This window comes from Streptomyces longisporoflavus (assembly GCF_014649775.1).
GTDB classification, from domain to species: Bacteria; Actinomycetota; Actinomycetes; order Streptomycetales; family Streptomycetaceae; genus Streptomyces; species Streptomyces longisporoflavus.
The window spans coordinates 304,893-323,591 of record NZ_BMTR01000007.1 but is presented as its reverse complement, the minus strand read 5'-3'; the positions used below and the strand labels follow the sequence as shown (position 1 = coordinate 323,591).

At 72.4% G+C, this 18,699-nt stretch carries 18 protein-coding genes; 10 read left to right on the top strand and 8 right to left on the bottom strand.

All coding sequences use genetic code 11. The features are described from left to right. Window positions 1–137 precede the first annotated feature (137 nt). Complete coding sequence (locus tag IE226_RS17245; protein WP_190082114.1) at window positions 138–2,315, bottom strand: S9 family peptidase; 2,178 nt, start codon at window positions 2,313–2,315, stop codon at window positions 138–140. A gap of 149 nt (window positions 2,316–2,464) precedes the next feature. On the opposite strand from IE226_RS17245, the gene IE226_RS17240 reads away from it, so the two are divergent. The 4 genes from IE226_RS17240 to IE226_RS17225 all read left to right on the top strand — a co-directional run bounded on the left by IE226_RS17240 (window position 2,465) and on the right by IE226_RS17225 (window position 6,495). Then, complete coding sequence (locus IE226_RS17240) at window positions 2,465–2,659, top strand: hypothetical protein (protein ID WP_190082113.1); 195 nt, start codon at window positions 2,465–2,467, stop codon at window positions 2,657–2,659. Window positions 2,660–2,690: 31 nt separating this feature from the next. After that, window positions 2,691–3,596: an N-acetyl-1-D-myo-inositol-2-amino-2-deoxy-alpha-D-glucopyranoside deacetylase gene (gene mshB / locus IE226_RS17235; RefSeq protein WP_190082112.1), complete on the top strand. Its 906-nt coding sequence runs from the start codon at window positions 2,691–2,693 to the stop codon at window positions 3,594–3,596. Further along, window positions 3,593–4,069, top strand: a complete 477-nt coding sequence (locus IE226_RS17230) for a DUF6113 family protein (protein ID WP_190082111.1) — start codon at window positions 3,593–3,595, stop codon at window positions 4,067–4,069. The genes mshB and IE226_RS17230 overlap by 4 nt, the downstream gene beginning before the upstream one ends. 170 nt (window positions 4,070–4,239) lie before the next feature. Beyond that, entirely contained in the window at window positions 4,240–6,495 is a 2,256-nt protein-coding gene (locus tag IE226_RS17225; RefSeq protein WP_190082110.1) for a hypothetical protein, read from the top strand. A gap of 258 nt (window positions 6,496–6,753) precedes the next feature. On the opposite strand, the gene IE226_RS17220 is transcribed toward IE226_RS17225, so the two are convergent. Both IE226_RS17220 and IE226_RS17215 read right to left on the bottom strand, forming a co-directional pair. Further along, window positions 6,754–7,596, bottom strand: coding sequence for a transglutaminase family protein (locus IE226_RS17220; RefSeq protein ID WP_190082109.1), 843 nt, complete (start codon window positions 7,594–7,596; stop codon window positions 6,754–6,756). 102 nt (window positions 7,597–7,698) lie between these two features. Then, the gene (locus IE226_RS17215; protein WP_373306969.1) at window positions 7,699–8,223 is read right to left on the bottom strand and encodes a DUF2000 domain-containing protein; all 525 of its coding nucleotides are present in this window, start codon (window positions 8,221–8,223) and stop codon (window positions 7,699–7,701) included. Window positions 8,224–8,272: 49 nt separating this feature from the next. Between IE226_RS17215 and IE226_RS17210 the strand changes: the two genes are divergently transcribed. Beyond that, window positions 8,273–9,100: a helix-turn-helix transcriptional regulator gene (locus tag IE226_RS17210; protein ID WP_190082108.1), complete on the top strand. Its 828-nt coding sequence runs from the start codon at window positions 8,273–8,275 to the stop codon at window positions 9,098–9,100. Here IE226_RS17210 and IE226_RS17205 read toward each other — a convergent pair. Together IE226_RS17205 and IE226_RS17200 are read right to left on the bottom strand one after the other, a co-directional pair. After that, window positions 9,093–9,929, bottom strand: a complete 837-nt coding sequence (locus IE226_RS17205) for a transglutaminase family protein (RefSeq protein WP_190082107.1) — start codon at window positions 9,927–9,929, stop codon at window positions 9,093–9,095. The genes IE226_RS17210 and IE226_RS17205 overlap by 8 nt on opposite strands. Before the next feature lie 39 nt (window positions 9,930–9,968). Next, window positions 9,969–10,988: a GNAT family N-acetyltransferase gene (locus tag IE226_RS17200; protein WP_190082106.1), complete on the bottom strand. Its 1,020-nt coding sequence runs from the start codon at window positions 10,986–10,988 to the stop codon at window positions 9,969–9,971. 143 nt (window positions 10,989–11,131) lie between these two features. Here IE226_RS17200 and fdxA point away from each other — a divergent pair, with 143 nt between their 5' ends. Beyond that, window positions 11,132–11,452 (top strand): ferredoxin, encoded by a 321-nt coding sequence (gene fdxA, locus IE226_RS17195; RefSeq protein ID WP_030573070.1) that lies wholly within the window; start codon window positions 11,132–11,134, stop codon window positions 11,450–11,452. Between the two features lie 143 nt (window positions 11,453–11,595). Continuing rightward, a complete protein-coding gene (locus IE226_RS17190) occupies window positions 11,596–12,699 on the top strand; it encodes a bifunctional succinyldiaminopimelate transaminase/glutamate-prephenate aminotransferase (RefSeq protein ID WP_190082105.1) in 1,104 nt (367 codons plus the stop codon). Here the strand turns inward: IE226_RS17190 and IE226_RS17185 are convergent. Then, a complete protein-coding gene (locus IE226_RS17185; protein WP_190082104.1) occupies window positions 12,612–13,856 on the bottom strand; it encodes an MFS transporter in 1,245 nt (414 codons plus the stop codon). The genes IE226_RS17190 and IE226_RS17185 overlap by 88 nt on opposite strands. 82 nt (window positions 13,857–13,938) lie before the next feature. On the opposite strand from IE226_RS17185, the gene IE226_RS17180 reads away from it, so the two are divergent. Further along, window positions 13,939–14,919 carry a winged helix-turn-helix domain-containing protein gene (locus tag IE226_RS17180; protein ID WP_190082103.1) on the top strand — a complete coding sequence of 327 codons (981 nt, stop codon included), beginning with the start codon at window positions 13,939–13,941 and terminating at the stop codon, window positions 14,917–14,919. A gap of 74 nt (window positions 14,920–14,993) precedes the next feature. Here IE226_RS17180 and IE226_RS17175 read toward each other — a convergent pair whose 3' ends face one another. Both IE226_RS17175 and IE226_RS17170 read right to left on the bottom strand, forming a co-directional pair. Beyond that, window positions 14,994–15,437, bottom strand: a complete 444-nt coding sequence (locus IE226_RS17175; RefSeq protein ID WP_190082102.1) for an ATP-binding protein — start codon at window positions 15,435–15,437, stop codon at window positions 14,994–14,996. Window positions 15,438–15,742: 305 nt separating this feature from the next. Continuing rightward, window positions 15,743–16,693, bottom strand: coding sequence for a VldE C-terminal domain-containing protein (locus tag IE226_RS17170; protein ID WP_229871101.1), 951 nt, complete (start codon window positions 16,691–16,693; stop codon window positions 15,743–15,745). Between the two features lie 62 nt (window positions 16,694–16,755). Between IE226_RS17170 and dapE the strand changes: the two genes are divergently transcribed. Both dapE and IE226_RS17160 read left to right on the top strand, forming a co-directional pair. After that, window positions 16,756–17,847, top strand: coding sequence for a succinyl-diaminopimelate desuccinylase (gene dapE, locus IE226_RS17165; protein WP_190082101.1), 1,092 nt, complete (start codon window positions 16,756–16,758; stop codon window positions 17,845–17,847). A gap of 87 nt (window positions 17,848–17,934) precedes the next feature. Further along, window positions 17,935–18,690 carry an LOG family protein gene (locus IE226_RS17160; RefSeq protein WP_190082100.1) on the top strand — a complete coding sequence of 252 codons (756 nt, stop codon included), beginning with the start codon at window positions 17,935–17,937 and terminating at the stop codon, window positions 18,688–18,690. Window positions 18,691–18,699: the final 9 nt, after the last annotated feature.

Below are 18,699 nucleotides of genomic sequence, written 5' to 3'. Positions count from 1 at the left end.
AGAAACATGAGGGCAACCCCGCCGACCCCGCACTGCCACACGCACACGGCAGGCTTACAGACGTACGGCCGTGCGGGTGCCGTAGACCGGCCGGGGTTTTGCCATGTCCCCCCGGCCGGTCGCCGTGCGCGCGGGGTCTAGGACAGCCCCAGCGACCGCTTCAGGAACTCCACCTGCAACAGCAGCAAGTTCTCCGCCACCTGCTCCTGCGGGGTCATGTGCGTGACCCCGGAGAGCGGCAGAACCTCGTGCGGACGCCCCGCGGCCAGCAGCGCCGACGACAGGCGCAACGCATGCGCCACCACCACGTTGTCGTCCGCGAGGCCGTGCACGATCATCAGCGGGCGATGCGGCACCTCGGGCGAGACGAGGCCCTCCTCGGTGACCAGGGAGCTCAGGGCGTACGGCGCCGGGTCCTCGCCGGGATTTCCCAGGTACCGCTCCGTGTAGTGCGTGTCGTACAGCCGCCAGTCCGTCACCGGCGCCCCCGCCACCCCCGCGTGGAAGACGTCGGGGCGGCGCAGGACGGCGAGCCCGGCGAGGTAACCGCCGTAGGACCAGCCGCGGATGGCGACCCGGTCGAGATCCAGGGGGAAGGAGGCGGCGAGGCCCTGGAGCGCGTCCACCTGGTCGTCCAGGGTGAGCGTGAAGTCCCGCCGGATCTCCTTCTCCCACGCGGGGGAGCGGCCCGGCGTGCCCCGGCCGTCGGCGACGATCACCGCGAAGCCCTGGTCGGCGAACCACTGGGACGTGAGGTACGGATTGTGGGCGGCGACGACCCGCTGGCCGTGCGGGCCGCCGTACGGGTCCATCAGCACCGGCAGCGGGCCCGAGCCCTCCTCGTAGCCGGTGGGGAGCAGCACGGCGCACGGGATCTTGCGTGCGCCCCCCTCGGTGAGGGTCACGCGCGGCGTGAGCCCCGGATGCTGCGCGTGTGAGACGACAGTGGCCACCTGCTTGCCGTCGCGCAGCACCCGGACCCGGGCGCCCGGCTCGTCGAGGGTGGCCGACACGAGGACCGTGAGGCCGCCCGAGCGCACCGCGGAGTGCACCCCGGGCTCGGTGGAGACACGCTCGACGCCCAGTTCGTTGACCCGGTAGACGTGCACCTCGCCGGTCTCGGGGGCCGCGGCGGCCTCGCCCGCGGACGCCGAGATCAGGACATCGTCGTCCGCCACGTCCAGTACGGCGCGGACGTGCAATTGCGGCCCTGTGAGCGGGCGTTCCCCTACCGCGAGCACGCGCGCGCCGCCCTCGTCCACGATCCGCACGAGGCGCCCGCTGGGGGACCAGGAGGGGGCGCCGGGGAAGAGTTCGAGCCACTGCGGATCTTCCTCCGCGTGCACCATGCGGGTCGAACCGTCGTCCGGGTCGACGGCCAGGTAGAGCTGGCTGAGCTGGTCCCTGGACTGGACGAGGAGCAGCGGCGCCCCGGCCGACGACCAGTGCACCCGCGCCAGGTACGGATAGCGGGCGCGGTCCCACATCACCTCGGTGCGCTCGCCGTCGAGGGTGACGACGAAGAGGCGTACGTCCGCGTTGGCCGTGCCGGCCGCCGGGTACGCGACCCGTGTGGGCTCCGTCTCCGGGTGCGCGGGATCGGCGATCCACCAGCGCCGCACCAGGGCGTCGTCGGCACGTGCGACCAGGAGGCGGTCCGATTCGGGCGACCACCAGAAACCGCGCGAACGCGACATCTCCTCGGCCGCGATGAACTCCGCGAGGCCGTACGTCACGGTCTCCTTCTCGGCGGAGTCCGGCTCGGGTGCCGCCAGCGCCCGGTCGCCACCGCCGTCGGTGCCCGTCACCCGCAGGGCGCCCCCGGCGACGTACGCGATGTGGCGGCCGTCGGGCGAGGGGCGCGGGTCGATCACCGGGGCGGGTGCGGGCAGTTCGCGTGCGGTGCCCGCGCGCAGCTCCGCGGCGAAGAGCCGCCCGGAGAGAGTGAACGCGGCGAGTTCCACCGCCGCGTCCGTGGCATACCCCACAATCCCCGCGCCGCCCTCGCGGCTGCGCTCGCGGCGGGCGCGTTCTTCGGCAGAGAGGCGCTCGACGGCGCCCTTCAGGAGCGCTTGAGGATCGGCCGCGACGCGCTCGACGGCACCGTCCTCCAGGTCCAGGACCCAGAGTTGATTCGCCCGGTCCGTCCCGGACGACGAGCGCAGGAAGGTCACGCGTGATCCGTCGGGCGCCACCGTGAACGCACGGGGCGCACCGAGAGTGAAGCGTTGCGTGCGGGCGTGCAGGCGAGGGAAGGAGAGCCGCTGCGCCTGACTCTCGGTGTGCCCGGCGGTAGCGGGCGTCTCGATGGTCATCCTCCGAGCCTATGGGGCATGCGCCCCCTTGTGCTGCCGTGCTCCGACTCATGCGGACCCACGGATAGTTATGATCCGTAGCGCTTAGTGGGTATGTACCTGCTGGGCATCCGCACTGGTGCAGGTCTGCGACTTGGAGGTGAGCCGCCGTGGCACTCTCGATCTCGGTGGTGGTGCTGCTGGCGATCATTGTCTTCTTGCTGGTCAAGAAGTCGGGGTTGAAAGCGGGCCACATGATCGTCTGTGTCCTCCTCGGGTTCTATCTGGCGAGTTCCTCCATCGCCCCGACGATCAACGAGCTGACGACGAACGTGGCGGGGATGATCGGCGACATCAAGTTCTGAGCGGCGTGCGGGGTGCTCGTAGGGTGGTCCCATGACGGAACTGCCCGCCCGGCGTCTGCTGCTCGTGCACGCGCACCCCGACGACGAGTCGATCAACAATGGCGCGACCATGGCCAAGTACGCGGCCGACGGCGCCCATGTCACGTTGGTGACCTGCACGCTCGGCGAGGAGGGCGAGGTCATCCCGCCCGAGCTCGCCCACCTCGCGCCCGACCGCGAGGACGTGCTCGGGCCGCAGCGCATCGGCGAGCTCGCCGCCGCGATGAAGGAGCTGGGGGTCACCGACCACCGCTTCCTCGGCGGCACCGGGCGCTACCGCGACTCCGGGATGATGGGCATCGAGCAGAACCACCGGCCCGGCGCCTTCTGGTCCGCCGATCTCGATGCCGCCGCCGCGCACCTCGTCGAGGTGATCCGCGAGGTGCGTCCGCAGGTCCTCGTGACGTACGACCCGAACGGCGGATACGGCCACCCCGACCACATCCAGGCCCACCGGGTCGCGATGCGCGCCGCCGACCTCGCGGCCGAGAGCGCCTTCCGCACGGATCTCGGCGAACCGCACACCATCGACAAGGTCTACTGGAACCGCGCACCGCGTTCCGTCGTCGAAGAGCGGTTCCGGTGGATGGAGGGCGCCCTGCGGCACACGACGTTCACGACTCCCGGAGTGCCCGGGGACGTGCCCGGTGTGACGGACGACGAACGCGTCACGACCGAGATCGACGGGACAGCCTTCGCGCGGCGGAAGGCGGCGGCGATGCGCGCGCACGCCACGCAGATCGAGGTGCAGGGTCCGCTCTTCGTCCTGTCGAACGGGCTCGCGCAGCCGATCTTCGATGTGGAGTACTACGAGTTGGTGCGAGGGAAAGCCGGTGCGATGGACGGCGAGCGTGAGACGGATCTGTTCGCGGGGCTCGAAGAGGTGACGGGGCTGTGAGTACTCGTTCGCGTGCGACATCGGCTTCCGGCCGTCCCCCCGGCCGGCCCTCCGGCACGTCATCCGCTGCCGCTCCGCCGGGCGGCAGCGCACTCGCCCAGCCGCTCAATTTCGGGCGACTTGCCGCTTATGCGGGGCTTTTCGTCCTCGGCGCGGTCATCGGTACGGCCGGTGCGCTCGTCCAAGGGGGCTGGTTCCCCGGCGGGTTGCTGCTCGCGCTCCTCGGGGCCGCCGGGCTCTTCTACGGCGGAGTCCTCGCCATCGGCACCAGAGCGGGAGCGGTGGCGCCGGCGGCGGGCTGGCTCGTGGCCGTCATGCTGCTTACGGCCAGCCGGCCCGAGGGGGACTTCCTCTTCGGCGCGGGGCTCGGCTCGTACGCCTTCCTGCTCGGCGGGATGGCCGTCGCTGTGATGTGCGCCACCCTCGGCGGGCGGCCGCAACCAGGCGGACCCGCCGCCCGACTTGGCAAGTGACGTACCACTTCAACCCGTGTGCCGCACGGGTTTGAAGGCGGTCACAGGATGAGTGCCGACGGCGGCCAGTATGGTGGTGCGCGCCGCCGAGCCTCCCCCAGCCTCTCCGGCCGGGGGGACCCCCACCGCGCGGGGAGCACAAGCGGCGGAGCCAACCGGGAGAACCTGCCTTGAGTCGTGAAACTGACAGTTCGTCCTCCGGGCCCCAGGGGCGCGGTGGAGCCGCATACCCCTCGGGGACGCCGCCGTACGGCTCCCCGGCGCAGGGTGCCGCCTCGGACGGTGCCTCGGACGGCGCGCAGCGGCAGACCGCCGACGAGCGGCCCGACGAGCCCAAGACCGAGACCACGCTGACCACGCGCGTCCGGATCAACATCCCCGGTTCGCGGCCCATTCCGCCGGTCGTCATGCGTACGCCCGTCGCGGAGAGCGACGTGAACGCGCGCCCGCGGGGCGCGGGCCGCGCCGCGGACGGAACCGGCGCCGGGGACGGCGCGGGGCGTCCGGGGCCGGTGAACGGCGCGGGCGGTACCGCCAACGGCGCGGGTGGCCCCGGTTCCACCGGGATGTCCGCTCCGGGCTCCGCGCCCGGGCCCGCCGGATCTTCCGCCGCCGGGTCGTCGTCCGCGCCCGCGCCTTCCCCCGCTCCGGCCGAGGAGAAGGAGAAGACGAGCGACTGGTTCGCGCCGCGCAAGAGCCCCACGAGCAGCACTGGCCCCACCAGCTCCACGAGCACCAACGGCGGTAACAGCGCGAATGGAGCCGCCGGTTCGGGAACGGGCGGTTCCGGTACGGGCTCCTTCGACGTGTCCGGCGCCGTGGCGTCGGGCCCGCTCGGCAACGGCGCGCCGCAGGGCGGTGATCCGCAGCGCGGAGACCTGCCGTACTTCTCCGGGGGTGCGGGAGGCGCGGGAGGTGCCGGGGGCGACGGCGGCCGGGGTCCCTCGGGCCCGACCAGCGGTCCGGTGACCGGTGACGGCCCGATGGCGCCGAACCCGGCGGCAGGTCCCCGTACGTCCGACCCGTCCGACCCGGCGAACCAGGCCAACCCGGCGGGCCGGGCGAACCCGATGGCTCCGCCGACCCCGGGCGGTCCCGGCCACCCCGGCGCTCCCGGCAACCCCGGCGGCCCCGGCAACCGGCCCAACCCGGCCAACCCCGCCGCCGGTTCGGGCGCGGGAGCGGGCGCGGGCCCCGGTGGGCCCGTTATGAGTGACGACACCGCCATCCTCACGCCGCAGAAGGCGGGCCCGGTGCACGGCGGTCCGGGCTCCATCCCCGGCGGCCCGAGCGCGCCCAAGCCCGGCACGAACGTCTCCGGCGACACCCTGACCAGCGGCATCCCTGTCGTACCGCCCGCGCAGAACTCGCCGTTCACCGCGGGCCCGCAGGCCGAGGGACCGGTTCCGCACACCCCGCCCAAGCTCCCCGAGCCGGTGCAGCCGAACGTGCCCGTCGCCGCGGCGCCGGCCAAGAAGAAGGGGCGCAACAAGCTCGTTCTCGTGGCCGTCGCGGTGGTCGTCGTGGCCTGCGGGGCGTACGGCGCCGGTCTCTTGATGAACCACGCCGACGTGCCGAAGGGCACCACCGTGCTCGGCGTCGACATCGGCGGCGGCACACGCGACGAAGCCGTAAAGAAGCTCGACGCGGCGATCGGCGAAGACGTCGCCAAGCCCCTGAAGCTGTCGGTCGACGGCGAAACGGTCACGCTCAAGCCGGACCAGGCGGGACTGACCCTGGACAGCCAGGCGACCGTCCGCGAGGCGGCGGGCAGCGACTACAACCCCGTGTCGGTGATCGGATCGCTCTTCGGCGGCGCACGCGTCGCCGAGCCGGTCATGCCCGTGGACGAGGAGAAGCTGGCGGCCGCCCTGGAGCGCGCCGCGGGCGGCTCGGGCTCGGCCAGGGAGGGCTCGGTCAAGTTCGTGCCCGGCAAGGCCGTCGCCGTGTACGGCAAGGCGGGCAAGGGAATCGACGTCGGCGCATCGACCAAGGCCGTTTCGGAGGCGTACCGCAAGCAGGTCGAGACCGGCAGCGCGGGCACCGTGAACGTGCCCGTCACGACCCGCAAGCCGACCGTCTCGAACGCCGAGGTCGACAAGTTCATGACGCGCTTCGCCGAGCCCGCCATGTCCGCCAACGTCACCATCAAGGCGGGCAGCGCCTCGATCCCGTTCGGCCCGGCGAAGTCGCTGCCTAAGGTGCTTCAGACGAAGGTGCTCAAGAACGGCACGCTGCAGGTGCACTACAACACCGCGGAGCTCAAGAAGCTCTACGGCAACGTCTTCGACGGCATCCTGATCCAGCGCGGCAACGGCGACAAGACGCCCGTCCAGCCGACGGACGTGGCCGCCGCGATGAACAAGGCACTGATCGGCAAGACCCCGGCCGAGCGGGTCGGCGTGATCGAGACCAACGCCGGCTGATTTCGCCGCGTACGGAAAGACGGAGGCCGGACGGTTCGCGACACGACCGTCCGGCCTCCGCATGACATGACATGACGTGACATGACATCTGTCATCCCGGACCCGGCTGGGCCACCATGCGCGAGCAGGCGCAGCAGGGCCGTACGGTCCTGTTCGCCACGCACTACCTGGAGGCAGAAGCCGGCGGTACGCAACCGCGCCGAGGCGGTCAACGTCGCCCGGCACAAGGGGCGGCTCTGAACTGCCGCACCGCGAGGCTCAGTTCAGCATCGCCCGCGCGCCGTGCGCCTCCTGGCGCAGCAGCACCGCAGCCGCCTCGTCGGTGGCGGCCAGGGTGTCGGCGTACGTCTCGATTTCCAGGGCGCCGGTGAGGAAGTCGCCGCGCTGGACGAGGAGCTGGGCCCGGTCGTAGTGCAGCCGGTCGGAGTGGGCGGGGAGCAGCAGGGAAAGTTCGACCGCCCAGAGCGCGACGTCCGAGCGCTCGGGGCGGGCCGCGGCCCAGGCGCGGATGTTGTTGAGGATGCGCAGCACGATGTCGAGGGGCCCCGCGGGGTTCAGCATCGACGGCGCGAGCGGGGCGCCCGTGGCCCCCGCCACCATCAACTCCGCGTCCGCACGGGAGAGTACGGCCCCGCCCGCGAAGGGATTGGCGAGGACCTGCTCGTCCCGCGTGCCGAAGCCGACCACGAAGTGGCCGGGCAGGGCGACGCCGTGAACGGGCACACCCGCGCGGCGTGCCACTTCGATCCACACCACGGAGAGCAGGATGGGCAGGCCCCTGCGCCTGCGCAGCACCTCGTGCAGCAGCACGGAGCTCAGGTGCTGGTAGTCGCCGGGGCTGCCCTTGAAGCCGTAGCGCGTGCCGAGCAGGTCGGCGAGTGCGAGCGCCCGCGGCCGGGGCCCGGCGGGCCGGTCGGAGAGCAGCTCGGTCAGCTGGTCGGCAAGGCGGTCGAGGATGTGCCGCGCCGCACGCATGCCCACGTCGTCGAGAGCGGGATCCGCCTCCGCGCCGATCAGCAGGCACAGTTGCGCGAGATCGGGCCGCGCGGACCGTACCTGATCGGCGAAGAGGCGTCGCCGCTCGGGGGATTGGGGGTGCATAGGTCCTTCGTGCCCGGCCCGGTCGATCGATAGCGCTCCGATCTCGCTCCCCCGGAGTTCCCTCTGGCCCGGGGGACGCCCGGGGGACGCCCGGGGACTCGCTCAGGGATGCATCCGGGCCCCCTTGAGGACCTTGTCGACCGCGTTGCGCGGCCCGTGGACGAGCAGCCCCACCAGGTCGAGCTGATCCGTCGGCACGGCCCGCACCGCGGCACGGTTGTCCCGGTCGTTGCCGGTGCTGAACAGGTCCGACGTGAAGACCGCCCTCGGCAGCGAACGGGAGAGCGCGCGGCCGTGCGCGGTGGTCAGGGTCTCCTTCGAACCCTCGAAGACCAGGACGGGCTGGCGGATCATGGGCAGATAGGGGGTGCCGTCGGCGTCCTCGTACGGCTCGCCGATCACCTCGGGCGCCGTGGAGCCGAGCCCGCTGACCAGGAACGCCGTCACGTTGAGGCGCTGCCAGGTCTCCAGGTCGTCCCGGAGCAGGACGGCGATCTTGGTGTCGAAGCGGACGGGCGCCTCGCCCGTGATCCCGGCGCTCTGCGTCCCGGCGTTCCCGGCGTTCCCGGCACTCTGCGTCCCGGCGTTCCCGGCTGCGGCGGTGGCTGTCTCAGCGGTGGTTCTCATGCATCGAGACTGCCGAGCCACCTGTCCCCGGGTCTTGTACGTTTCTTGCATGGTGGCCCGGCAGGAGATCTGCGCATGGCGCCCGCCGGTCGCGGGGGTCGTGGAGGTCTTCCACGCCCACTTCACCGAGCACGCGTACCCCATGCACGTCCACGACGCCTGGACCCTCCTGATCGTGGACGACGGCGCCGTCCGCTACGACCTGGACCGCCACGAGCACGGCACTCCGGGCGACACCGTCTCGCTGCTCCCGCCGCAGGTCCCGCACAACGGCTCGCCCGCCACCCCCGGCGGCTTCCGCAAGCGCGTGCTCTACCTGGACATGACGCAGCTCGACGAGAGTTTCATCGGCCCCGCGGTGGACGGCCCCGACCTGGTCGACCCCCTCCTGCGCAACCGCGTGGGCCGGCTGCACGCGGCCCTCGCGCACCGGGGCGACGAGCTGGAGGCCGAGAGCCGCCTCGCGCTGATCGGCGAGCGGCTGCGCGGCCACCTGCGCCCCACTGCGGCCCCCGGGGCTCCCGGGACCCCCGCGGCCACCGGCGGCACGGGCCGCGGTGTCGCCCACGACCTACGCGACCTCCTCGACGAGCGTCTCGCCGACGGCGTGACCCTGGCCGAGGCCGCCCGCCTGGTCCACGCCCACCCCAGCCACCTCGTACGGGCCTTCAGCGGGGCCTTCGGCATCGCCCCGCACCAGTACGTGATGTCCCGCCGCGTCGACCGCGCCCGCCGGCTCCTCCTGGCGGGGCAGCCGCCGGGCGAGGTGGCGACCGCCACGGGGTTCTACGACCAGTCGCACCTCACCCGGCACTTCAAGCGCGTGGTGGGCATCGCGCCGGGACGCTACGCCCGCACATCGAGGGCGGTCAGTTGAGCATCGCCCGCGCGGCCCGCGCCTGGTCCCGCACGCGGTCCGCCGTGGTCGGCTCCACCGTCGTCACCACGTCGGCGTAGGTCTCCAGCTCCGCCGCGCCCGCGAGGAAATCGCCGCGCTGGACGAGGAGCTGGGCCCGCTCGTAACGCAGCCGGGCCGGGTGGGCGGGGAGCAGCAGGGAGAGTTCGACCGCCCAGAGCGCGACGTCCGAGCGCTCGGGGCGGGCCGCGGCCCAGGCGCGGATGTTGTTCAGGATGCGCAGCACGATGTTCAGCGGATCGGTGGGCGTCAGCATCGAGGGAGTCACCGTGCCGCCCGACGCCCCCGCGACGAGCTCCCGGGCGTCCTCGCCCGTGAGGATCCGCCCGCCGGCGAACGGATCGGTGAGCACCTGCTCCTCGCGGGCGCCGAAGCCGACCACGAAGTGGCCGGGCAGCGCGACGCCGTAGACGGGCGCGCCCGCCCTGCGTGCCACCTCGATCCACACCACCGAGAGCAGGATGGGCAGGCCGCGGCGGCGCCGCAGCACCTCGTGCAGGAGGGAGGACTCCAGCCGCTGGTAGTCCGCGGGAGTGCCCAGGAACCCGCACCGCGCGCCCAGGAGTTCGGCGAGCGCCGCCGCCCACTCCCGTGCGCCGCCGGGCCGGTAGGGCAGCTGTCCGGCGAGCCGGTCGAGTTCGATCTGCGCCGCGTCGATCTCGTCGTCGCCGAGCTCCGGATCAGCCTCCGCGCCCAGCAGGAGGCACAGCAGGGACAGGTCGGGCCGCTCGGACCTGGCTTCCTCGGCGAACCGCCGCCGGGACGCGGCCGTCCTTGACTCCTCGTGCATGCGTGCCTCGTGCCTTACTTACCGTGCCGGTCGGTAGAGCTACCGAGCCGACGGGTATCGATAGTGGTGGTACGTGTGGTGCGCGGCGAAGCCAAGACCGCCGTACAGCGCCCGCGCACCCTCGTTGCCGTCCTCGACCTGCAACCAGGCCGCCGAAGCTCCCTCGGTGAGCGCCTGCCGGGCAAGCGCCGCCATCACCGCGGTCGCCAGACCCCGCCTGCGGTGCGCCGGATCCACCTCGACCGCCATGAACCCCGCCCAGCGCCCGTCCACGACGCACCGCCCGATCGCCGCGGGCCCCGCGTCGGTAGAGGCCCCGGGCACGGAAGCGAACCACACCGAGGGGCCGCCCGCCAGCACCTGGAGCACATGAGGTCCCGGTACCCCGGATCGGTTGTACAACCGCAGCCACGCCTCGTCGAAGGAGCGTGCAAGGCGCACCTTTTCCGCGCCCGCTGCGGGCACGTCCCGATCGCCGAGCGGGGCGAGAGCACCGACGTGGATCTCCGAACTCACCTCGCGCCGCCAGCCCCGCTCATCGAGCTCCGCGCAGAGCAGCTCCTGAGTGCCTTCGGCGCCGGTCGCGGCCTGGATGTACGCGGGCAGCTCCCGCTCCCCGTACCAATGGCGTACGTACTTCAGAGCCTCGTCCAGCGGCCTTCCCGGATCGCCCGTCGGCAGCACCGAATTGGCCCGCCGGGTGAAGCCCCCCGAGGCCCGCAACCGCCAATCCCCGAGCGGCTCGCTCTCCACGGGCGGCCAGGCGCGCGCGGTGACCCGCGCAAGCTCCGCGTAGTTCGCCGCCGGGCCGCGCCTGCGGGCCGGAGCCGCGGGGACGACCTTGCCCGCCACCAGGGTGTTCTCCACGATGCGGAAACGCTCGCCGTCACGTCGTGTGATCAGTACCACACCGTCATTCCACGATGTGAGAACACCCACCGTGTCAGTGAACTTGCCATCCGTTCTCGACCCGTCGTCAAGGCGTCGTACAGACACTCGTTTGCCCACGTCAGCAGGGGTAATGCGGACCTCGAGCCGTCCGCCCGCAGTGAATTCCACAGCTCTGTACGCCCCTCCTGTTCGGATCATGCCCGGGAACGGAGATACTAGAGGCGGGCATCGACGACGCCGCGCTCCCGCGCGCCAGGCGAGCGGAGCCTGAAGACGGCCCGCCAACGCCCGTATCGAGGAGGAACGACAGCGTGACATACGTCATCGCGCAGCCTTGTGTCGACGTCAAGGACAAGGCGTGCATCGAGGAGTGCCCGGTCGACTGCATTTACGAGGGCTCCCGGTCCTTGTACATCCACCCGGACGAATGCGTCGACTGCGGAGCCTGCGAACCGGTCTGCCCGGTCGAGGCGATCTTCTACGAAGACGACACTCCGGAAGAGTGGAAGGACTACTACAAGGCGAACGTCGAGTTCTTCGACGAGCTCGGATCGCCCGGTGGTGCCAGCAAGCTCGGCCTGATCGAGCGCGACCACGCCTTCATCGCCGCATTGCCGCCGCAGAACCAGTAACGGCAGCTTGAAGCGCCGCCCCGGTCCCGTACGGCACATGTCGCCGTACGGGACCGAGGCATTTGTCCGCACGCATGCCATCCACGCAGTCCATACACGCAGTCCATACACGCAGTACGTACTCGCAGTACGGGAGTCAGCACGTGTCCGTAGTCTCCGGTCTTTCCGGCCGCCTTCCCGCCTTCCCCTGGGACAAGCTCGAGCCGTTCAAGGCGACGGCGGCCGCCCACCCCGGCGGCATCGTCGACCTGTCGGTGGGCACCCCGGTCGACCCGGTGCCGGAGCTGATCCAGAAAGCGCTGGTCGCGGCGGCGGACTCGCCGGGCTATCCGACGGTCTGGGGCACGCCCGAGCTGCGCGACGCGATCACCGGCTGGTGCGAGCGGCGCCTCGGCGCACGCGGCGTCACGCACCAAAACGTCCTGCCGATCGTGGGCTCCAAGGAACTGGTGGCCTGGCTCCCGACCCAGCTGGGCCTGGGCCCGGGCGACGTCGTCGCCTACCCGCGCCTGGCCTACCCGACGTACGAGGTGGGCGCGCGCCTTGCCCGCGCCGAGTACGTCGCGTACGACGACCCGACCGAGCTCGACCCCGCCGGCCTCAAGCTCCTCTGGCTCAACTCGCCCTCGAACCCCACGGGGCGGGTCCTGGCCAAGGACGAGCTCACGCGTGTGGTCGCCTGGGCGCGCGAGCACGGCGTGCTCCTCGTGAGCGACGAGTGCTACCTCGAACTCGGCTGGGAGGCCGAGCCGGTCTCGGTCCTGCACCCGGACGTGTGCGGCGGTTCGTACGAGGGCATCGTCGCCGTCCACTCGCTCTCCAAGCGGTCGAACCTCGCGGGCTACCGCGCCGCGTTCCTCGCCGGTGACGCGGGCATCCTGGGCGAGCTCCTGCAGATCCGCAAGCACGGCGGCATGATGACGTCCGCTCCGACACAGGCGGCGGTCGTCGCGGCGCTCGGCGACGACGCGCACGTGCGCGAGCAGCGCGAGCGGTACCTGGCCCGGCGCACCGCCCTGCGCGACGCCCTCCTGAGTCATGGCTTCCGCATCGAGCACAGCGAGGCGAGTCTCTACCTCTGGGCGACCCGCGACGAGTCCTGCTGGGACACGGTCGGGCACCTCGCGGACCTCGGCGTCCTCGTGGCCCCCGGCGACTTCTACGGCCCCGCGGGCGACCGCTTCGTCCGCGTCGCGCTGACCGCGACCGACGAGCGCGTGGCCGCGGCGGTCGAACGGCTCGCCTGAGCCGCTGACCGCAGCCCCGGCGCGAGGGCGAGCGTGACGGCGACGGACGCCGTGGCCATCGCGGCCATGGCGACCGGAGCCGACGTCAGCTGGGCCGTGCCGCCCGCGAGCGCCGCGCCCACGCCCTGCATCGTCAGCATCCCGGACGCGTGCAGACCGAGGGCGTGCCCGCTCAGCTCCTCCGGCGTCAGGGCCATCAGCTGCTCCTGGAGCAGCAGGCCCGCCGAGAACCCGACCGACGCGAGCGCGACCGCCACGAGGGCCAGGGGCAGCCCCGGCCGCAGCACGAAGACCAGGTACGGGACGGCGAGCAGCAGCCGCAGGGGCCCGGCGAGCCGCTCCCGCCACCGGCGCGGCAGCAGCCGCCCGGTCAGCACGTCCCCCACGAGCATGCCGAACGCGGCGAAGGCGAAGAGCGGCCCCGCGTGCCCGGGGTCGTAGGGCACGAAGAGTGATTCGCAGCCCACGATCAGGCCGTTGGGCACCCAGAGCGCGACGAACACCGTGCGGCGGTGCTTCGACGACCACAGGAGCCCGTTCGTGCGCCACGTCTCGGCGACCGAGGGGCGGCCCGTGGCGCGCGGCGCCCTGCGGACGAGCCCGCGGCGCGCGACGACCGCCGCCGCGAGATACAGCGCGGCGCCCGCGAGCAGCGTGCCGCGCGGCGAGAGCGTGGCGACCAGGACGCCGCCGAGCCCGAAGCCGCAGATCTGCATCGTCCCCGCGGACATGTTGAGCACGGAGCGGCCGAGCAGATAACCCTCCCTGGAGAGAATCTCGTTGAGCAGCCCGTAGCGCACACCGCCGCCGAGCGCGGCCAGCGTCCCGAGGCCGAAGAGCAGCGCGAAGGCGACCCACAGGGGGAGACCGGGCAGGGCCTGTACGGCGGTCGCGGCGCCGAAGACCAGCGCGAGGCCGGCCGTCGCGGCGCGCGGCGGCAGCCGGTCCGCCGCCGAGAGCAGGGCCGTCGCGCCCACGACCTGCGCCAGCGAAGGCCCGAACATGCCGAGCGCGGAGAGCAGCGGCGAGCCGGTCCTGTCGTAGATCAGTGTGCCGAGGGCCAGGCCGCTCACCGTCTGGCCCGCCACCTGGAAGGACGAGGTCAGGAAGAACGGCGTGAACTCGGGAGTGCCGAAGAGTTCGCGGTAGGTGCGCATGGCCGGAGTCTCGGGGCGCCGCGGACACGGGCGTTAACGTTTCGCACAGCGGCGAAAGTCCGGCCGCGGAACGGGGCGGGGCATGGGCTGGTGGCAGGTCAACGCGGACACCCTCGCGGGCAGCCGCTTCGTCGTCTCGCCGCTGGCCGAGGCGACCGCGAGTCTCTTCTCCCTGGAGCGGCGGACCGCCGGGCACCCGGGGGAGCGGGCCTGGCTCGACGCCCATCTGCCCGCCTACCGCGAGCGGCTGGCCGCCGACCCAGGACTCGCGGAACTGGTGCGGGCCGCGATGGGCGACCGCACCCGCTGGATCGCCGACTTCCTCACGCCGACGCCCACGGGTGAGGACGACGCCCCCTTCGCCGGGGAACTGGCGCGGATCCGCGAGACCCCCGACGCCGTCGCCCGCGCGCATCTGCGGGTGTCCTGCGGCGGCCCGCTCCCGGCCGGGCTGCTGCGTCCCGGCGGCCCCGGCCGCATGGCCGACCTCCTGGAGTGGGTGTGGACGCATACGGTGCTGCCGCGCTGGCCCCGCGTCCGTACGGTCATCGAGGCCGATGTCGTCGCGCGGACCGCCCAGTTGAGCCAGGGCGGCTGGGCCGAGGCGCTGAACGGCATGCGGCCGGGGATGCGCTGGCTGGGGGAGAGCAGGCTCCAGATCAACACCCATGAGTACCCGCCGCGCGAGATCTCCGGGGCCCGCCTGCTGTTCGTGCCGGTGACGCCCCGGCAGGGCTGGGTGTCGTGGAACACGGCGGACCGGTACGCGGTGGTGTACCCGTGCTCGGGGGTGCTCGCGGACGCGGGCCGGGCGGCGGCCGTGCCGGAGCCGCTCGGCAGGCTCCTCGGCCCGGCGCGGGCGGGCGTCCTCATGCTGCTCGCGGCGCCGAAGAGCACCTCGCAGCTGGTGACACTGACGGGGCAGGGACTCGGCTCGGTGGGCCGCCATCTGCGGGTGCTGCTCGACGCGGGACTCGTGCGCCGGCGGCGTACGGGGCGGGCGGTGCTGTACTTCCGTACGGCGGCGGGGGAAGTGCTCGTCGAGGCGCAGGGGGAGGGGTGAGGCGGCGAGGGGGCCGACACGTGGGGAGGGCCCGGAGCCAGTGGCTCCGGGCCCTCCCCACGGGGGTGCGTCGATCAGCCGAGCGGCAGGCTCTTGACCGGCAGCTGGTCGGTCGGCAGACCGCCCTTGGTGACGGCGTCGGTGGGCAGGCCGCCCTCGGTGGCCGTGCCCGCGGTGTCGCCGACCACGTCACCGGCGTTGCCCGCGAGGTCACCCGCGGCCTTCTGCGCCACGGGTGTGGTGGTCTTGGCGCTCGTGCCGACGACCTTGCCCGCGGTCGGAACGCCCTTCTTCACGGCCTTGCTGCCGGTCTCACCCGCGAGACCGGTGGCGTTCCGGGAGGCGCCGTCGACGGTGTTGCCCAGACCGGCGGTGTCCAGGGCGCTCACGCCGCCCAGGTCGGGGGTGGCCGGAAGCTCGGCGGCGTTTGCGGAGCCGGCCGCACCGACCGCGGGAGCCGCCCCCGCTGCGATGAGCAGCGCGGCGCGAGCGATCCGGCGGGTCAGGGGGAGGGACATGATGCTCCTTCAGACGGGAGAGGAAGTTGGGGTGTTCCGGGCCGGATGGGGTCCGGCGCTCGGACGCAGTGACTACCGCTCGAAGCCCTCGAAGGTTGCGGTGGGCGAACGTAAAGAATTGGCAATGCATCGCATAATCTGCTGTGGATAAAAACGGGCAAAAGGCTTGACTTTGGTGACCTTGCTGAATCGTCAATGCCCAGTGTTCGCAAGGGGTTTGGCATGTACGGGGTGGAGTGCGCGAAAGCCCGGGCAGCAGGCCGCCCCTGAGTGATCGTCGTTGCCCGATCGGGTGACGCTCCGTACTAATGCCCAACGACAATTCGGACCTGGTCGGCGCCGGTCGTGGCGTCCTCGCGCCGCCCCTCGGCGCGCGTTCCGTCTGTCTTGTCCGGCTTACCGGGCTTGTGCCACCCCTTGCCGGAGTCCGCGGCGCTCCACTCCCGGCCGTCGTACGAGACACGCTCGACGCCGAGCGAGGCCGCCCGGGCCACCGCCCAGTGCGCGAGCTCCCAACCCCGCTGACCGCCCCCGCCCTCGCCGCCTCCGGACGCGGCGTCCACCGGCACGGTGACCGTGCCGTCGGGGCCGTCGGGGCCGCTCCGCGGAGCCACGTCGCGGCCGAAGTCGCGGACCAGGGCGGCCCGCACCTTCGCCGGGTCGCCGGGCTCGTCGTCCGTGCGGCCCTCGCAGGTGAGGGTGGCGGCGGCGCGGCCGGTCAGCGCGGCGGCGAGCAGCGCGGCGTCCGGCTCGTGCTTCGCGTACGCCTGGGGGAAGCCGCTGCGCTGCACGCGCTGGGCGGCGACGGTCAGGGGGAGCCGTGAATAGCCGGGGATCTCGTCGAGATGGGCGTAGAAACGCGCCGCCGAGTACGCGGGGTCCATGATCTGGCGCGCGTTCCCCCAGCCCTGCGAGGGGCGCTGCTGGAAGAGGCCGAGCGAGTCCCGGTCGCCGTGGCTGATGTTGCGCAGGCCCGACTCCTGGAGGGCCGTCGCCAGGGCGATCGTGATGGCCCGCTCCGGCATGCCGCGGGACGTGCCGACGGCGGCGACCGTCGCCGCGTTCTCCGCCTGGTCGGCGCCCAGGTCGTACGACGCCCCGTCGCCGTTGCCCGAGACGACCTCGCAGCGCGGATCGGCCTTGCCCCCGAAGACGTACTGCACGACCACATAGCCCACGAGCGCGAGCAGGACCGCGACGGCGGCCCCGATGCGAAGGAGGCGGCCGCGCCGGACGAGGGTGGGGGGCTCAGGCACGCGACCAAGGTACTGGAGGCCACCGACAGGGCGGCGCGCCGAGGGGCGTTAGGGTCGCAGCCATGGCTCAGACCTCACACGACGCGTCGCTCGACCTCACGCTCGACGCCGCCGCGCTCACCGCCCAGCTGGTCGATTTCCCCTCGCCGAGCGGCGACGAGAAAGCCCTCGCGGACGCCATCGAGACGGCCCTGCGCCGCCTGCCGCACCTCACGGTCGACCGGTACGGCAACAACGTGGTGGCGCGCACGAACCTGGGCCGGGCCGAGCGCGTGATCCTCGCCGGGCACATCGACACGGTCCCGATCGCGGACAACGTGCCCTCCCGCCTGGACGAGGACGGCGTCCTGTGGGGCTGCGGGACCTGCGACATGAAGTCGGGCGTCGCCGTCCAACTGCGCATCGCGCAGACCGTGACCGAGCCGAACCGCGACCTCACCTTCGTCTTCTACGACAACGAAGAGGTCGCCGCCCACCTGAACGGCCTCGGCCATGTCGCAGAGGCCCACCCCGACTGGCTCGCGGGCGACTTCGCGATCCTCCTGGAGCCGACGGACAACCAGGTCGAAGGCGGCTGCCAGGGCACCCTGCGGGTCCTCCTGAAGACGAAGGGCACGCGCGCGCACTCCGCGCGCGCGTGGATGGGCTCGAACGCCGTCCACAAGGCCGCGCCGATCCTGGCCAAGCTCGCCGCCTACGAGCCGCGCACGCCGGTGGTCGACGGCCTGCGCTTCCACGAGGGCCTCAACGCCGTACGCGTCGAGGGCGGCGTCGCCACCAACGTCATCCCCGACGAGTGCACCGTCGTCGTCAACTTCCGCTACGCGCCGGACCGCACCGAGGACGAGGCGGTCGCCTTCGTACGCGACTACTTCGCCGACTGCGAGATCGACGAGTTCGTCATCGACGACCACACGGGCGCCGCGCGCCCCGGCCTGGACCACCCGGCCGCCGCGGCCTTCATGGCGGCCGTCGGCGGCGAGGCGAAGCCCAAGTTCGGCTGGACCGACGTCTCCCGCTTCAGCGCGCTCGGTGTGCCCGCCGTGAACTACAGCCCGGGCAACCCGCTGCTCGCCCACAAGGTGGACGAGCGCGTGAAGGCGTCGCTGATCCCGGAGGCCGAGAAGCGGCTCAGCGCCTGGCTGACATCCTGAGTTCTGTTGAGGATGCGACGCCTGTAACGCCCGTAGACCTACGCTGAAGTCGCACGTCGAGCAGGACCTCAGCGGAAGGGGATGTTCATGGGAAGTCCAGAAGGGCAGGGCCCGCGGGACGAGCAGCACTTGGGGCCCGTGGTGCGACGGCGTGAGCAGATCACCCCCGGCACCACCGACCAGCGGCTCCTCGACACCGACGCCGAGGGCGAGGCGGAGTGGGTGCACACAGACCCGTGGCGGGTCATGCGCATCCAGGGCGAGTTCGTGGAGGGCTTCGGGGCGCTCGCCGAGCTGCCCAGCGCCATCAGCGTCTTCGGCTCGGCGCGTACGCCGGTCGACTCGCTGGAGTACGAGGCGGGCGTTCGTATCGGCAGGGCGCTGGTCGACGCGGGCTTCGCCGTGATCACCGGGGGCGGGCCCGGCGCCATGGAGGCGGCCAACAAGGGCGCGCGGGAGGCCAAGGGCGTCTCCGTCGGCCTCGGCATCGAGCTGCCCTTCGAGCAGGGACTCAACGAACACGTCGACATCGGGGTGAACTTCCGCTACTTCTTCGTACGGAAGACGATGTTCGTGAAGTACGCCCAGGGCTTCGTGGTGCTTCCCGGCGGCCTCGGCACCCTGGACGAGCTCTTCGAGGCCCTCACCCTCGTCCAGACCCGCAAGGTGACGCGCTTCCCGATCGTCCTCTTCGGGTCGCAGTACTGGGGCGGTCTCGTCGACTGGCTGCGCGACACGGTGGTCGCGGGCGGCAAGGCATCGGAGCACGACCTGCACCTCTTCCACGTCACGGACGACGTGGACGAGGCGGTCGCCCTGGTCACCAAGGAAGTCGGCCGCTAGCCGGTCCGG

What these genes read in the sequence shown, in the direction of transcription:
- IE226_RS17175 (WP_190082102.1), bottom strand. Translation starts at nt 15,437, where the DNA reads ATGTCCCTCCCCCTGACCCGCCGGATCGCTCGCGCCGCGCTGCTCATC.
- IE226_RS17185 (WP_190082104.1), bottom strand. Translation starts at nt 13,856, where the DNA reads ATGCGCACCTACCGCGAACTCTTCGGCACTCCCGAGTTCACGCCGTTC.
- dapE (WP_190082101.1), top strand. Translation starts at nt 16,756, where the DNA reads ATGGCTCAGACCTCACACGACGCGTCGCTCGACCTCACGCTCGACGCC.
- IE226_RS17210 (WP_190082108.1), top strand. Translation starts at nt 8,273, where the DNA reads ATGGTGGCCCGGCAGGAGATCTGCGCATGGCGCCCGCCGGTCGCGGGG.
- IE226_RS17215 (WP_373306969.1), bottom strand. Translation starts at nt 8,223, where the DNA reads ATGAGAACCACCGCTGAGACAGCCACCGCCGCAGCCGGGAACGCCGGG.
- IE226_RS17160 (WP_190082100.1), top strand. Translation starts at nt 17,935, where the DNA reads ATGGGAAGTCCAGAAGGGCAGGGCCCGCGGGACGAGCAGCACTTGGGG.
- mshB (WP_190082112.1), top strand. Translation starts at nt 2,691, where the DNA reads ATGACGGAACTGCCCGCCCGGCGTCTGCTGCTCGTGCACGCGCACCCC.
- IE226_RS17180 (WP_190082103.1), top strand. Translation starts at nt 13,939, where the DNA reads ATGGGCTGGTGGCAGGTCAACGCGGACACCCTCGCGGGCAGCCGCTTC.
- IE226_RS17245 (WP_190082114.1), bottom strand. Translation starts at nt 2,315, where the DNA reads ATGACCATCGAGACGCCCGCTACCGCCGGGCACACCGAGAGTCAGGCG.
- IE226_RS17205 (WP_190082107.1), bottom strand. Translation starts at nt 9,929, where the DNA reads ATGCACGAGGAGTCAAGGACGGCCGCGTCCCGGCGGCGGTTCGCCGAG.
- IE226_RS17220 (WP_190082109.1), bottom strand. Translation starts at nt 7,596, where the DNA reads ATGCACCCCCAATCCCCCGAGCGGCGACGCCTCTTCGCCGATCAGGTA.